Annotated in this window: 7 protein-coding genes; all 7 read right to left on the bottom strand. The window is 41.7% G+C overall.

Annotation, left to right across the window (positions count from 1 at the left end):
* Positions 1-1,370, bottom strand: a 1,370-nt coding sequence (pepN, locus tag D0T18_RS06000) for an aminopeptidase N (protein ID WP_116440679.1), incomplete at its 3' end; no start/stop codon positions are given.
* A gap of 96 nt (positions 1,371-1,466) precedes the next feature.
* Positions 1,467-3,494, bottom strand: a complete 2,028-nt coding sequence (locus tag D0T18_RS05995; RefSeq protein ID WP_116440678.1) for a ribonuclease J — start codon at positions 3,492-3,494, stop codon at positions 1,467-1,469.
* 154 nt (positions 3,495-3,648) lie between these two features.
* Complete coding sequence (locus tag D0T18_RS05990; RefSeq protein WP_116440677.1) at positions 3,649-5,043, bottom strand: MFS transporter; 1,395 nt, start codon at positions 5,041-5,043, stop codon at positions 3,649-3,651.
* A 61-nt stretch (positions 5,044-5,104) separates the two neighbouring features.
* On the bottom strand, positions 5,105-5,791 hold the full coding sequence (locus D0T18_RS05985) for a GNAT family N-acetyltransferase (RefSeq protein WP_004109321.1): 687 nt from the start codon (positions 5,789-5,791) through the stop codon (positions 5,105-5,107).
* 181 nt (positions 5,792-5,972) lie between these two features.
* Positions 5,973-10,178 carry an ATP-dependent DNA helicase gene (locus tag D0T18_RS05975; RefSeq protein WP_116440676.1) on the bottom strand — a complete coding sequence of 1,402 codons (4,206 nt, stop codon included), beginning with the start codon at positions 10,176-10,178 and terminating at the stop codon, positions 5,973-5,975.
* 2 nt (positions 10,179-10,180) lie between these two features.
* Positions 10,181-14,788, bottom strand: a complete 4,608-nt coding sequence (locus D0T18_RS05970) for a PD-(D/E)XK nuclease family protein (RefSeq protein ID WP_116440675.1) — start codon at positions 14,786-14,788, stop codon at positions 10,181-10,183.
* A 43-nt stretch (positions 14,789-14,831) separates the two neighbouring features.
* A complete protein-coding gene (locus tag D0T18_RS05965) occupies positions 14,832-15,629 on the bottom strand; it encodes a hypothetical protein (RefSeq protein WP_102703235.1) in 798 nt (265 codons plus the stop codon).
* Positions 15,630-15,847 lie beyond the last annotated feature (218 nt).

The raw sequence follows: 15,847 nt of genomic DNA, 5'->3' as shown, positions 1-15,847 counted from the left end.
GCCTTCAAATCGCGTCCGCTTGTAAGCTCTAACTCGTGCAACAAATCAGCCAAAGTTGCGTTGCTGTATGCATGCTTGCTCAAATAGTTGTGGATTCCTTCAAAGAACTTTTCGCGACCAACATACGCTACGAGTTGCTTCAATACAGAAGCACCCTTTGCATAAGTGATGCCGTCGAAGTTGACGGAAGTGTCATTCAAATCGTTGATTGGAGCCACGATTGGGTGCGTTGTTGGAAGCTGATCTTGATTAAGTGCCCAGCTTTTTTCGCCGGAATTGAAAGTGCTCCAAGCGTCATGCCATTCGGTTGCTTCAGCAGTTGCAAGAGTAGAAGTGAATTCTGCGAAGGATTCGTTAAGCCACAAATCATTCCACCACTTCATGGTCACGTAGTCGCCGAACCACATGTGTGCAAGCTCATGCAAAACTGTTACAACGCGGCGCTCAGCATAAGCGTCCGTGACTTTGGATTCAAACACGTACTGGTCGCGAATCGTGACCATACCAATGTTTTCCATAGCTCCAGCGTTATATTCTGGAACGTAAATCTGATCGTACTTTGCGTACGGATACGGCACTCCCCAAGTCTTAGCGTAGAAAGCAAAACCTTTCTTCGTAATATCGAACAAGTAGTCAACGTCTTTTGCAAAAGCGTCTTTAAGTGCCTGACGGCAGTACATTGCCATTGGAACTACGCGACCGTCTTCATTGTTGTAAGTTGTGTGCCACTGCGCGTAAGGGCCTGCGCAGATAGCAGTTAAGTAGGAGCTCATCTTTGGAGTTGACTCGAATACCCAACGCTTCATGCCTTCTACAGCGCCATTTTCCAAAGTGCCTGCTTCAGTTTCGCGGCCTTCCAACGCGGTTTCGCTTTTAACTGGCATATTGGAAGTCACAATCCAACTTTCTGGAGCGTCCACCGTAAAGTCAAAAACAGCCTTTAAATCCGGCTGATCAAACACAGCATAAACGCGGCGAGCATCCGGCACTTCGAACTGAGTATACAAATAAACGTTTCCGTCGGAAGGATCCACGCTTCTGTGCAAACCTTCGCCCGTGTTGGAATACTGGCAGTTTGCTACAACTTCTACGGTATTATGCTCAAGCAAATTTGCAAGCTCAATTCGACTGTCTGCAAAAACTTTAGAAACGTCAAGAGCGGTACCGTTTAACACCACAGATTCTACGCTGTTTGCAATTAAATCGAGGAAGCTTGCGCTACCAGCTTTAGCATCGAACTCAATCTTCGTGCGCGAAGTAAAATCGCGTCCGCCTTTTCCTAAATCGAGCGCAACATCGTAGTGAATTGGCATTTGGATAGCGTCGAAACGCTCTTGAGCTTCTACGCGAGTCAGATTTGCTCCTGGCATATTTTGTACCTTCCTTATATTTTTCTTATTTTTGATTATATTTACGATTATTTTTAGCTATTTACAAATAATTGCGAATATTTTCTTTATTTTTGATTATTCTTGATTATTTTTTGCAATATCCGCAACTACCGGCACGAGCATAGGCTTCCTGCGCAAAGCGCGAGCAACCCAACTACCCAAAGTTCGTCGCATAATCTGCTGCAACTTATGAGTATCGTGCTCACCGCGCATCATCGCATCCTGCAACTGTTCAACAATTTGATGACGAACCTTCTCAAAATCAGCCTCGTCTTCAGCAACAGCATTCAAGAAAATCTTTGGACCAGAAACAACGTCAGCGTGCTCTGTATCAACTACAACAAAGCTCGATACGAAACCTTCCGTGCCCAAAATTCTGCGCTTTTCAAGCTCTTCATCTGTAAGCTCACCAACAGAATCACCATCAACATACACGTAACCGCATGGTACAGAACCAACAACTGCAGCATTGCCATGATACAAATCCACAACATCGCCGTCTTCAGCAAGCACAACGTTATTTGGATCAACGCCAGTTTTTACTGCAATCAATCCGTTTGCAACCAAGTGACGATGCTCACCATGAATTGGCATGGCGCACTTTGGCTTCACAATGTTGTACAAGTACAAAAGCTCGCCTTCATTGCAATGACCAGACACGTGAATTGCAGCGTTATCTTTGTTGATTACACGCGCACCCAACTGCACAAGCTTGTTAATAACCTTATAAACTTCGTGCTCATTTCCTGGAATAAGCGAACTTGCAAGAATAACAGTGTCGAACTCATTAACAGTAATATCTCGGTGATTGCCATCTGCAATACGCCCGAGTGCAGCCATAGGCTCGCCTTGTGAACCAGTGCACATGTATACGAGCTTGTCGTCTTGAACATCCTTGGCCTGCTTTAAGTCCACAACCGTGTTTTCAGGAATATGCAAGTAGCCTAAATCCGCAGCAATTGACATATTTCTAACCATTGATCGCCCAACAAACACCACTTTTCTGCCAAACTTGTGAGCTGCGTCAACCACTTGCTGCACGCGATGCACGTGGCTTGAGAAACTAGCAACAATAATCTTGCGCGTAGCTTCAGCAAAAGCGCGATCCAAAGCCGGACCAATCGAAGTTTCAGGCTTTACAAATCCTGGAACTTCAGCATTAGTGGAATCAGCCATAAGCAAATCTATGCCCTGCTCACCTAAGCGACCAAACTCAACTAAATCAGTAATACGATGGTCAAGAGGAAGCTGATCGAGCTTAATATCGCCAGTATCAATCAAAGTTCCAGCAGGCGTTTTAACACAAACAGCAAGCGCGTCCGGAATCGAGTGCGTCACCGTAATAAACTCAAGATTAAACGGACCTACTTTCATCTTATCGCGGCCTTCAACGCGAGTAAGTTTCGGCTCAATATGATGCTCCTGGCACTTTGCTTCAACAAAAGCCAAAGTAAGCTTAGAACCAATCAGCGGAATATCCGGACGCATCTTAAGAAGATACGGCACACCACCAATATGATCTTCGTGACCGTGCGTCAAAACTAAAGCTTCAACCTTATCAAGTCGATCCTGAATATAGTGGAAATCAGGCAAAATCAAATCAACGCCTGGCTGCTCTTCTTCCGGAAACAGCACACCGCAATCGATAAGCAAAATATGACCGTTATATTCAATTACGTTCATATTGCGGCCGATTTCACCCAAACCGCCGAGTGGAACGATTCGCATTGATCCTTTACGATACTTTGGCGGCGCAATAAGAGCACCTTCTCTTTGATCGTTAACTACAGGAGGAAGAACATTTCCTGTTCTACGAGTTGATGACTTTGCATTTTCTGTTTTAGTTTCTTTGTTGAATTTAGCTTTTTTAGTTGATTTAGTTTTAGCAGTTTTTACATCTTTAGTAGATACTGATTTAGTTGAAGTATCAGCAGACATTTTTTTATTCACTTTTTTCACCGACTGTCGAATTTGCTTAGACGACGCAGAAGATTCTTGGTTATTAAGAGAACGCATATTATCAGCGTCAGATTGCAACGCATCGCGTACTACTTCAGCAAGAATTTCCTCAGTACGTTCATCATATTCTATTTTCATATTCATCTCACTACATCTTGCGATATTGCGCACTTCTTTCTAGTGTACCGTTAGGACTCAACTCAGCTTTTGTCACTGAAGCGGCAGAAACTTTACGCAGCTGTAAAATTTCGATCGGATTAAAGCGAGAAAACGGCAGAAACTTTACACACGTGCGCAGTTAATGTCGCTTTTTAAGCACCATTACAATAAACCAGCCAAGCGTGGCGATAGGTATAGCTGCCATTGTTGAGATCCATGGAACCATCATTCCGGCATGCGAATTCCACGAGTCGATTGCAGCTCCAGCAGCCATCGAACCTAAAGAACAGCCGACAGCAGACGCAGTTGGTAGCCATGAAAGACCTTCCGTAAGCGATTCTTCAGGAACAGTTGCTTTCACAATAAGATTTCCAGTAGCAAAAATTGGCGAAACACATAAGCCGGAAAGCACTTCAAAAACGCTCATAAGCACAAGTCTGTCTATATTAAGACTCATAAGCATAAATCCGACAGTTAAAACAGTCAAAAATACAATCAGATGCGACCAATTAGAACCGCGGAATTTATGCGATCCAAAAATAATCGCTCCCACAAGCGAACCACATGCAAACAATGCCAACTGCATACCAATGAAATGATCAAGCCCCTGAGCTTTCATTGCAGCTGTTACAGACACGTCAAATGCACTAAAACTCATATTAAATACAACAAACATGAGCACAAGCGGGATAATGCCGCGGTAAAGCAGCACGTTTTTACCGCGCTTTTTTGAGCGATGATTATGCAATTGCTTAAGACTAAATTTGTCTACAAATGAGCGTTTCGCTTCTTGCTTTTGAGATGCCACATAATCTTTGGAAATTTCATCTTCTTTTTGAGAAGCGATTAATACATCAACATCTTCAGCTGCAGCAGTTGGAACTTCCACTACTTTGAGCACAGCAGGTTGAGTATTTTTTAGAGAAAAGAACCAAGCTCCGCCCAATCCACTTGCAAATACTGGCACGAATAATTGCGAAACAGGGTGCACAGAAGTTGCTAACCACGCAGCCAAAATAGGTCCTAATATAAACACAATTTCATCGATACCAGATTCCAACGCATAAGCAACGTTTAATAAAGAATCGTCATCTTCTGCACGCAATGTATAAGCCCAACGAGTACGCACCAACGCGCCAAAAGCAAACTGAGTTACGCCCATCACAATTGCTAACACAAAAAGCAAAACAAGAGGAACCTTAAATAAAGCTGCAAATGCAAAAGAAATCATAGCGATTACTTGTGCACTTAGCGCAATAACTCCAACTTTACGCTGACCAAAACGGTCAAAAAGCTTAGCATACACAGGAGTTACCGCAGCTTGTGCAAGCACATACGACGCAGACATTGCTCCAGCAATAGTCCAGTTGTTATACAAATGGTTTAATGCAAGAACAATTCCCAACGCAATCATAGACATTGGCAAACGCGCAGTCGCGCCTGCTACACAAAACGCTTTAGCTCCATTAAATGAAAATAATCTAGAATATTGAGAAAATACCGATGCTTTCTTAGTTGCCTTTTGGGACGACATATATTTCTTTGCTCCTTTTTGTCAAGCAAGTCACGCAACGTTATACATTTGCATATTTTTATTAACGCGTTTTAGAACGAGCATTTGCTTGCTTTGAACGAACTCTCGGCTCACCTGAGTAAATATACAAGTCATCCACCAAAGATTTCACGTTCTTAGCTTCATAAGGATGATCCGAGCGCATAAAAGAAGCATCTCTTCTAAGCCCGTGATAATCGTAAAAGCTTACGTCACACGCTGAATCAGTATGCAAATAGTAACGATTTACTCCGTTATTTCTTAGCATATGCATTGTTCGCTTCCACAAGCCTCCACCGACACCATGCCCACGAGCATCTGGAGAAACAAGGAAAAGCTCCAATTCCGCTTGAGTTAAATTATTGATATGAGATTTCGCTTCAAGTTTAGTTTCCAACGCGCGCATGCCGTACGCTTCTTCTAAAGCGAGAGCATAGTTTTTGTCACAATTTTCTTTCATTGCGGCTTCTTGCTCGCGAAGCATTCTCCCTACTTCTGGAAATAAAACAGGTGCGTCAAAAACTCGCGCCAAAAGCAGACCCATAAACTTACCGTCTATTTCAGCAATAGTACCATGCGTTGAAGGTTCTAAGTAATGCAACACACATCTTCGAGAAAGACTTAACGAAGCATCTTTCCCAACTTTTTGCGCAATACCCCAAGTACGTTCATATTCTTTAACCATTGCATCAATATCACTGAGTTTTACAGAACGAAATTCAACAGTCATGATTCTTCCTTACTTCATACTCAAATCGATGTTGTGCGTATGCCCGCCCACACACACTGCACGAGGAATCTGCACGTTTTCGAAGTGATGCACGATGCGTTTCAATCGCGGCGCAAAATACGTTACAGCAAACAAAAATTGCAGCAAATAAATTGCGACAAAATGATTGCAATAGCAACATTTATGCGTCATCATCATCGAGGGAGATTAACGTGTCAGAGTGTAACTCGGCAAGGATCTCATCTTTCGTTTTTTGCTCGGCATGAATTTCCCGTTCACATTCATCCGATATGTTCACATAATAAAGGGTGGCATCGATAGCATCAAGCGGAACCTTAGTCATAAGAGACAAAAGCAGACGATACCAGTCAAGCTGGCCAAGTTTAAGCGCAATATCTTGTGGTTTGGTTGGTTTTCTTCCGGTTTTCCAATCGACTATCGTGTACAATTTGCTTGGATCTTCTGGATTTAAACCACCTGCAAATATTGCGTCGATTTTGCCATTAATAATTTGATCGCCTAATTCTGGAACATGAGCTACAATCGGCTGCTCTGCTGCTATAGGACGGCGATGCGCCCATTTTGATGTTATTAAACGCTGCTTCCATATCAACAATTTGCGCTCCGAAGATTTTGCATTTTGCGAAATATTCTCGCAAGTTTCAGCAACGTTCTCAACAGCATTCTCATCAACGTTTTCATCAACGTCATACTGAATAGAATTTTTATTCACGCAACCAGCTTTTACAAACTGTTCAGCCCAAGCATGAAAACGCGTTCCCAAATCAGAAGCAGGCGAAGAAACGCTAGGAATAGGGCGAATAATTGCCATCCATTCCTTCCGCAAACGCTTAGCATCCGCATCATTAAAATCTTCATTCGCGCGCGAATAATCATTACGAAACATAGCGCGCCTTTGCACAGCAGTCACATTGACATTTTCAACATTAGAAAGCTGCTCTGCTCTGTTTTTTAACTCTTGAATGTTGTGATACCAATCAATTTTCGGCATTAAATCTGCATCTTGTAGCAAAGCTTGAGCTTTGTAAAGCAAAGAATTATCTTTTGAAATACCAGAAATTTGATTACTCATTTTTGAATTTACAACGTCTTGCGCAGATTTTTGCAATACACTACGTATAGCTTCACTAGATGCACTCGGCCAAGATAATTGTTTCTCATTATCTTCAGTTGGAATAGTGCTTTCCTCGCTAAATAATTGCGCAAGTTGCGAAGCTGACTCCCCTACAACATAACCTACTTGATTTGAAGAATCTGAAACCTTAGCTGTGGCCTGAACCGGAGATTCTTCAGATTCGCGCATTGAATCATACATTTCCTGCCAAAAAACAGAAGGTTTTTTAACTCTAGAAGTTGAAATATTTGAAGATTCATCTACAGAAGAAGCTGCACTATTGGCAAAATTTTCTTTATTCTCAACAACGCTCATAGCATTAGACTGGCTGCAAGTGAGCAATGCTGCGAATTTAGCACGCGTCAAAGCAACATACATAAGGTGACGCTCGTCAATATGCAAAGCGCGCCCACGCTCTTCGACTTGTGAAAGAGGCAATGTGCCAGTTTTCATCACAGCGTCATACACTTTGCTAGCTTCTGAAGGAATCGCTTCTACTGGAGCCTGCTCATGCTCATGGAATTTTTCTGCCAAATCAAACATTTCTCTAGCTCTTGATCCATAAACTTCTGCGTCGATATCGTCTACAGTTAACATATTTTTCAAAGATTTTTGAGGTTCCATGCTAGTTTCAAGATCAACATCGTGAGGGAATCTTGGCAATATGTTTGCATCCACTCTCATAGAAACAGGCACTTTTGCAGCAACTTCGAGCGTTGCGTATGCCCTTTCCCTGTACACGCCACTTTGTTGCGTTGCTATTACGCGCAAATTATCGCCTTGATTACTTGGGAACGCGCCTTCATTAAGCCCAACTATCGCTACGGCAGGCCATTCCAAACCTTTCGATTGGTGAATAGTCATTAATACGACATCCGCAGCCTCATCCACTGAAGAAGGTTGATCGTTAATTTTGTCTATATTGAAAATCCAAGACATAAACCCATGCAAAGTAGGAGTTGTAAAATCGCTCATTTCTTGCAAATACGCGTCTGCTAGTAAACAAATAGAATCGACAGTAGAGTGCATATCGTCAAGAAGCGTTGCATTAGAGGAAGTATCATTCATAAGCGCACGAGATAGCGCAACGTCAATATCAACGTTAAGCGTTTCTACAGCAACGCGCATAATATCTTGCAAAGAGCCAGATTGAGCACGTTGTATTGCATGAATCATTTGCCCTATTCTTAACACTGCTACATAAGCTTTAGAGCTTAAATTATTTTTTAGCTCAAAAAGCAAATTATTGTTATTGTTGTCGTTATTTTTTGCTTCTTCGCTTAGTTGCGTTTCGTATGCTTCAAGCAAAACATCCGCCACAAAAACTCCACCATGAATACTATTGGTTTGCGAAGCTTGAGATTGCTGTTCTCGAACAACTTGCGACCACTTAGAGCGAGGAGTTTCAGCGTTTACTAAACCTGCTTGCACTAAAGCACGAAAAACATATTCGATATTCTTTGATGTTGCAATATTAGCTATAGCAGCCAAATCGTCAGTATTAAGCGCAAAACGAGGAGTTGCAAGCAATCTCATCAAAGCTTGAGTATTTGTGTGATCTGCAACAACAGAAAGAAGAGCTAAAACATCTCGAATTTCTGGTTTTTCAAGCAATGCAGAATACCCAACAGTAAGAGTGCGTAAACCTGCTTTTTGTAATGCTTCTTCATATAACGGAATATTATTTTTGCTACGGAAAAGAACTGCAACTCGAGCAGATGCAGAATTAGTATCGTCGTTTTCAGATAGCGCATTATGTTTTACATATTTTACAAAACGCACAACGGCTTCTACTTCTTGATATTGCGTAGGCATATTTAACACACTAAAAGTACCTTTTGGTGCATTATCTAAGTATTGCAAGTTTTTCACTTCTACTTCTGTAGCAAGTGAACTACTATGGCGAAGCGCAGGCACTCGCAAAGGTTTCGTAATAGAATTTGCAGCTTTTAAAATAAGCTGCGAATTGCGTCGCGTTCTAGTAAGAGAAAACTCACTTGACTGGTCGATATTTAGTGCTTGCTCAAGCTTTCTGAAAGCTCCGGAACTAGCTCCTCTAAACGAGTAAATAGCTTGGAACGGATCACCTACTGCAGCAATATTCGTTTGTTGAGTAGTTAAAAAGTCTTGATTTTCGCTAGTTTTCGCAGCAACACTAGCTTCTTCCACACCGCTAGTTTTTTTATGAAACAGCGTTGCAATCAGCATTGCTTGAGTTGTAGAAGTATCTTGATATTCATCAAGCAAAACTTGGCTGTATTGGCGGCGATACTGCTCTGCAATAGAAGGAAAATGCGTCACCAAACGGTATGCAGCAATAGTAAAATCGCTAAATTGCGCCATATTTGCGCGCTGCTTTGCTGCGTCAAAAGCCAAAACTAATTCAAGTAATACATTGCGCTTCTCAGCAGCTTCAAGCAAGTTATTACAAGATTCATAACACTTATTTTTTAATGTAATATTCAGGTATTCTACGTATTCTTTTCCGTAATTTTCGCACTTTTCGAAATATTTTTCATCTGAATCGTTTTTTCCGCGACGCAATTTAATAGAGCTAGGCTTTTTTGCAATTATTTCAGTAGTTTCAGCACAATTAATTGCTTTTTGCAAATGCTCAATCCAAGCGTTATTCCACTTTTGAATTTCTAAAACAGCTTTAGACGTGCTATCTATAGACTCTCCCCTGCTATTTATGCCAATCATCGAGCATGAAATATCTGCTGCGAGCGCAAGCACGTCGTCAATAAGCGCATCAAAACTATACCAAGACAGCACTTCCGCATGATTAGTAACATAATCGTTTACTAGCGGTTTTATTAATTCGCGCGCACCTGCATCGCTTAAAGGTTGCGTATTTTGATCAAATCCAACAAGCAAACCATATTGGCGCACAATTGACTGGAAAAAAGCATCGTATGTCATTACTTCTGGCTTCAAAAAGCCACTTGAAGATGCGGAATTTGCATTATTGATAAGCTTATTTATTTCGCTACTATGCTGACTTACAGCTTGAGCAACTCTTGCAAGCAGCTCAGAAGCTGCTTTATTAGTAAAAGTCAAACCCAAAATACTTTCAGGAGCAACTCCGCGCTCAATAAGGTCGATAACTCGACGAGTCATCGTATACGTTTTGCCGCTTCCAGCTCCTGCAACAATAATCATGTTCTTATTTGTTGGCGCTTGAATTGCTGCAGCTTGCTCCGCACTATCGGTGTTCTTGCGAGTAAATTGCTTATTTGTTTTATCAATCATAACTACAACACCTCATATACAGTGTCTATACAACCTGCGCATGCTGGGCATACTTGTTTTCCGTTGCAATACTTCAAGTGTTCAGAAGTTGGGTGCGCAATAATCTTATGCGAACGAACTGCCGCAGCAGCATAGCAAACGCGCGAAATCATAGTAAGAGACCATTTTGCACTTTGGTTTAATGATGTAAACGACTGCCAAGCGCTTTCGCTTACATTTTCTGGACAATTCTTCGCAATATCGTCAAGATGCGGACAATCTAACAATCTTGCCATATTTTTGAATCCAACTCGTAACTCAAGCGGATTATTATTGAAAGCATTTTTTACGCAAAGCGGCGGCTGATACACGTTTTCAGCAACGTTATGATCTTGAGCAGGATAATCGTTCTTAGCAACGTGAAATAGAATACTTCGCGAAATAATCGGCGCATTCGACGCATCAATAAGCGGATTCTCATCAGAAAAAAGTAAAGCAAGCTGGTAACAAACTAGCTGCAAATCGTTAAAAACTCCGCTTGCTGTTAAAGGCTTTCCTGTTTTGTAGTCCAGTAAGCGAATATGCTCGGAACCATCTGAATTGATGCGCTTTTCCATGCGATCAATTCGACCGTGAATATGTACTTGCATATCTTCACTTGCGCCATCCGGCCATCCTCCAACTAAAGCACCCATCAATTCGTAGCAATCATGCGTAGTAACGGTTTGCAAATTTGCATTCTTAAAAGTATTGTTCAATACGCGAGCAATATCATTAAATCCAAAATGCGCGCTTGTTTGCAATTCGCAATACGCTTGTTGCAATCTACCTATGCTACTTTCTAAAGATTTTTCGCTTTTTGTAAGAGATTCTAATATGCCGTTTTCTGACTTTTTTGAGTTAAGCGCATATGTTGATTGATCGTAAGAAGTGACAAAATATTGCGCAATTGCATGTAACGCACGTTTAATATTCTTCTCACGCGCAAGAGCCGAATAATGCTCCTTACTATCTCGAATATCTGCAAGTTCAGGCGCAATACTTAGGTAATACTTTTCCATAAGATTTGCGATTGCGTTACTGCGGCGCACAAGCGGAGAGTAGGGAGAATAGTCGGCTGAATTATTCGCAACTTCGGCTGAATTATTCGCTGTTTCAGTTTCATCAACTTCAGTTTCAGGCATATCGTAATGCTGATTTTCGCTTGCCCATCTTGCAGTTTCGTGAATGAGCGTGCCAAAATACGTTGCTGCACTGCCGGGTTGAGGACCTAAAAGCTGACGATTTAGCAATCCGCACACAGGGCATGCCCACAAACTATCTACAGCTGAAGGAGACAAGCTTACAACAGAACTAGCTTTTTTAGCAGAGCCAGCTTTTTCATTGTTTTTTTCATTGTCTTTTTCAACAGAAGATTTTTTATCAACATAGTCATCGATATCGCTCATAAAATCCCACTCAAAAGGATCAGCGCAAAATACTCCATTTTCTTTAAGTAATTGCAACGTTTGAGCAGCGTCAATAATCGCATTTCTAGACTTACTATTCTCACTATTGGAACTATTTGCAATATCGGGACTACTTGCATTACCTGCATTATCTGCACTACATGCACTATTGCCAAACTCTTCTTTCATAGAAGAAGCACGCAAAATTTGCGAACGAGCAGCACACACTAGTCCACGAGCATCCATATCTAAACCAGCAAAAGGTGTAGTAAATTCCGTAAAAGGCGTGCGCGAATTTTCATTATTGTAGTATCTTTCAGGCAAATAATAATAAAGAAAGTCGCTTGGCACAGCACTATCGCTATATTGCGCGCTTATATATAAACGCTCTGTTGCGCGCGTAATAGCTAACAAAAAACTGCGCTGTTCCGAAGCAAAAACTGCAGATTTATCATTATTCGAAAGAAGTGACGCATTCACAGTCAATTTAGAAGCAGAAATCTTAGAATGTAAAATAATATTCGCTAAACTTTCTGCGCCAAACATAGTGCTACGAGAAGCAAGATTTGGCCACACACGTTGTTGCAAAGTAGGCATCCACACAAGATTCCAATGTTTTCCAACAGAACCAGCAGGAGTAGTAAGCGTTACAGCATCTGGAACAGGTGCTACTTTAGCAAGAGAATCAGCTTCAATTTCCATGCCACGAACTTGAGCTATAAAATCTGCAATACTTACAACATTTTCTTGTCTAAAAGTATCGTCAAACGTATTCATTGAAGAAATATCAGAAGAAACATATGAAGAAACATAATCAAAAAGACGCATTGCAGCATCCAAGCGATCATTAGCTCGATAACCTTCCGAATTATGCTGTAAAGACATACGCTGCCAACGCTCAGCAACATGACAAATATTCCAAGCCTCACCAAGAGCGTATTGAGCATTACTCAAATCAGGATTATTGTGCATACGAGAAGCGAGAATTTGCACGTTTTTCCACAGTTTTACAAAAGCTGCAACGTGCGGATTTCGAGGAGCCATATTCTGCAATATTTGCAATACAGTAGAATCATCATCTATAGAACGTGCAACATCTGCTACACAAAGCAAATAGCACGCATCGAGAGATAATGGCATAAGATCATTTGAACTGCCATCAATACAACTATTATCAACCAAAATTTGAGATTCAACGTACGCTTTGCTTTGCGCATCATGAAGCGAATTTTGCAACAAATCCCAGTTATGAACAAGATTTTGCAAAGGAGCATTAGACTCAAAGTTCTTGTTCTTTTCACCATTTTGCTCAATTAAAACAGCCGAAAGAGAAGAAAGAGAACGCATAAGCGAATCTACAGAATATAACTTCGCAGGTATTTCAACGTCTAAATCACCGTAAAATCCAGAATCACTTTTAGTAATCGCGGAAAGCGGACTATCCATAATATTCTGAACTCGCAAACGCACCCACGAAGCCAAATTTTGCAAACTTCTACCATGTTTTACTTGCTCAACAATTCCAGAAAAACCGTGCTGCGCAAATTGAGCAAGTTCAATAAGCGCAAATAAACCTTGCACAAACGGCTCATCTTTTAATGGGCGAGTCACTGACGAGTATCGCACAGGAACCCCAGAAGCGCGAAGCTGCTCGCCAAAAAGACGAACAGTAGAATTGTCGTGCGCAATTAACGCCATATCGCTCCACTTGCGCTTATTATTTACGTGAGATTGCTTCATTTGCCAAATAACAGCATCTAATTCCTCGCGCTGTGAACGATATAACGCTGTAAAAACAGTGTCGTCTGAATTGAGATTAGAATTTTGGAGGGTTTCTATAGGCTCAATCGGTAAGGAGCCTACAAATTTTGGCATTTTCCAAGGGCGATTTGGGAGCGCAACATCTGTTTTATATTGCGAAGTAAGCGAAAGAGAAACGCGTGAAGCGAGCAATTCACGCATCGAAGGTGCTTGAGTATGATTTGCAAAAGTTAGATCTGCAGAATAATTTTTAGAAGAATCGGCAGAATCGTCGGAAGAATTTTCGCAAGAATCAGCAAGACCCGTATATTCTAAAGTTTGCTCAGCAGCATTCAACTCATCCAAAGCTGCAGAAATTGCATAATCCGGGTACGCTCCTCTAAACGATTGCACAGATTCATCCGGATTCGCAAGCAAAACTAAACGCGTGCCAATCTTCGACAAAGTCTCAATAAAACTCAAACCAGCCAAAGTAATATCTTGATAATCATCGACTACAAGAAGAGCTGGAATTTCAGAAGAATTTACTAAACCATGCTCTCCTAATTCGCGCGCAGATTTTGCACCCTCAACCAACAGTTGCGAAGCGTCAAGTCGGAAAGAAGACTTATAAGTGTCGGCAATTATTTTTCGATATTCAGCACGCAAAGCAAACGCCAAACGCCATTGAGTTAATCTACGTTTAATAAGCACAGACGTTTGTAAAATATCACTATTATTGGCGTAAGATTGCTCGTCACTAAGAGCGCGAAGAACTGAATTTTCGCTTTCAAAATCGCTAATACCAAGCTCATCTAAACGAGCGAGCATATCGCGCAATTGATGCATAAAAGCGTTGTTAATATCGAATCTATCTGCCAAAAATTCTGGAGACGAAGAAGCTGCTTGAGCAACCGGAGTTGCGGAAGGCGCAGAAGGCACTGAAGCGGCGGAAACTGCGCAAGTTAATGGAACAACCCATTGAGACGTTTCAAAATAATCCTTAAAAAGCGCACATATATTGCAATCACCATTATCTCCACGCATAACATGCTCAATGTGTGCGCGCAAAACTTTACGAAGCAAAGAATCCTGCTCAGCACCATTTAGCAGCTTAGGCGAAGGATTATTCTTTAACTTACAGCAAGCAGAAATGATAGTAAAAGCCAAAGAAGCCAAAGTGCCAACTGGACGAGACTGCTTACTTACACCAATTTGGCGAATAATAATATTGTCAATTTTTGAAGCAAGAACACGATTTTGCACAGCCATCGCAGTAACATTATGCGACCAACGCTTATAGCCGGAAATTGCTGCGCGCACAGCAAACTGCGTTTTACCAGTATTCGGCGCACCATACACAAGCAACGCATTAGTCACATTGCCAGAAGAATTGCGTAACGTACCGTCAAATAATGCTTGTAATGCAGTATCCTCACTCATACGTTTAATTCTAGCAATTAGGCAATAGTGGCGCGCAACAATACTATTCTTTTAATATTGCACGAGCGCGAGCATCCTTAAGCGCAAGAAATACACTGCCGACACCAATAAAAATAAGAGTAAACACAATTAACAAATACGCAACTCCAACGCCCAAAGTAGTGGCATTAAAAGTTTGCGGTGCGAAGCCGAACCAGCCAGCAGGAGCACCATAATTGAGGAAATTATAAGGCGCGCGCATTGCATGAACACCCCAACGAACACCAGCAAACTCGCTAAGCATAGCAGCATAAGCAACATAAGCAAGAGGCGGAACAGTAGAAACATACAAATGTGCGCGAGTAGAGCGGAAACGATAATCAAAAAGCACAAAATCAGCGATTGCAAGAAGCGGCGCAACTGCGTGAACGCAAAGGCTGCTGCATCCGTTATTCATGTAAGCGCCAACGAAACCAAGCTTATTGGTAGGTGCTAAGAAACACAGGTACAAAGTGAATGTGACAGCAATTGAGATAGTCATCATGAATTTGAAAATGTACCAAGCGTTGGATTTTGAGTCGAACCATGCGCAAGATGCTGCGGAATCTTGCTGCGCTGCTGAATCTACAGAATTACGAGCACGCATAAACGCAGCTGTATCAAGCAAAAGCGATCCAGCAAGAGCTACGCAAATCATCAGGTTAGAAAGATTCGTAAAATAAGTAAAGGTCATCAAGCCTTCCCACGAAGCAGCCATACCATAAACAGATGCGATGATTGCAATCGTGCGTATTGCTGTGCGCGTCGCGTATTCGCGCGCTGTGAGCGGAGTCTTTTGTTCTAGCATGGAATCGTTTGCCATGTTATCTCGCTTTCGTAACTTCTATAATCTACTTATTGTTTACTTATATTTATGTTTACCATACTTATGGTTACACAGTTGCAAGCGAAAATATGTAGAAGAAGTTGCAAAAATGCGGCGCGATTTTTGTAGATTCCTGCAAGTGCTGCGAAACGTCGAGAATTTTCCAGCAAATGCTCCACGAAACTACCAACCAGAGACACGAACGCAGAACACAA

This window comes from Gardnerella swidsinskii, assembly GCF_003397705.1.
Classification (GTDB): domain Bacteria; phylum Actinomycetota; class Actinomycetes; order Actinomycetales; family Bifidobacteriaceae; genus Bifidobacterium; species Bifidobacterium swidsinskii.
The sequence above is the reverse complement of the archived record's forward strand: the minus strand, read 5'-3'. Positions and strand labels throughout refer to the sequence as shown.

What these genes read in the sequence shown, in the direction of transcription:
- D0T18_RS05985 (WP_004109321.1), bottom strand. Translation starts at nt 5,791, where the DNA reads ATGACTGTTGAATTTCGTTCTGTAAAACTCAGTGATATTGATGCAATG.
- D0T18_RS05970 (WP_116440675.1), bottom strand. Translation starts at nt 14,788, where the DNA reads ATGAGTGAGGATACTGCATTACAAGCATTATTTGACGGTACGTTACGC.
- D0T18_RS05965 (WP_102703235.1), bottom strand. Translation starts at nt 15,629, where the DNA reads ATGGCAAACGATTCCATGCTAGAACAAAAGACTCCGCTCACAGCGCGC.
- D0T18_RS05990 (WP_116440677.1), bottom strand. Translation starts at nt 5,043, where the DNA reads ATGTCGTCCCAAAAGGCAACTAAGAAAGCATCGGTATTTTCTCAATAT.
- D0T18_RS05975 (WP_116440676.1), bottom strand. Translation starts at nt 10,178, where the DNA reads ATGATTGATAAAACAAATAAGCAATTTACTCGCAAGAACACCGATAGT.
- D0T18_RS05995 (WP_116440678.1), bottom strand. Translation starts at nt 3,494, where the DNA reads ATGAATATGAAAATAGAATATGATGAACGTACTGAGGAAATTCTTGCT.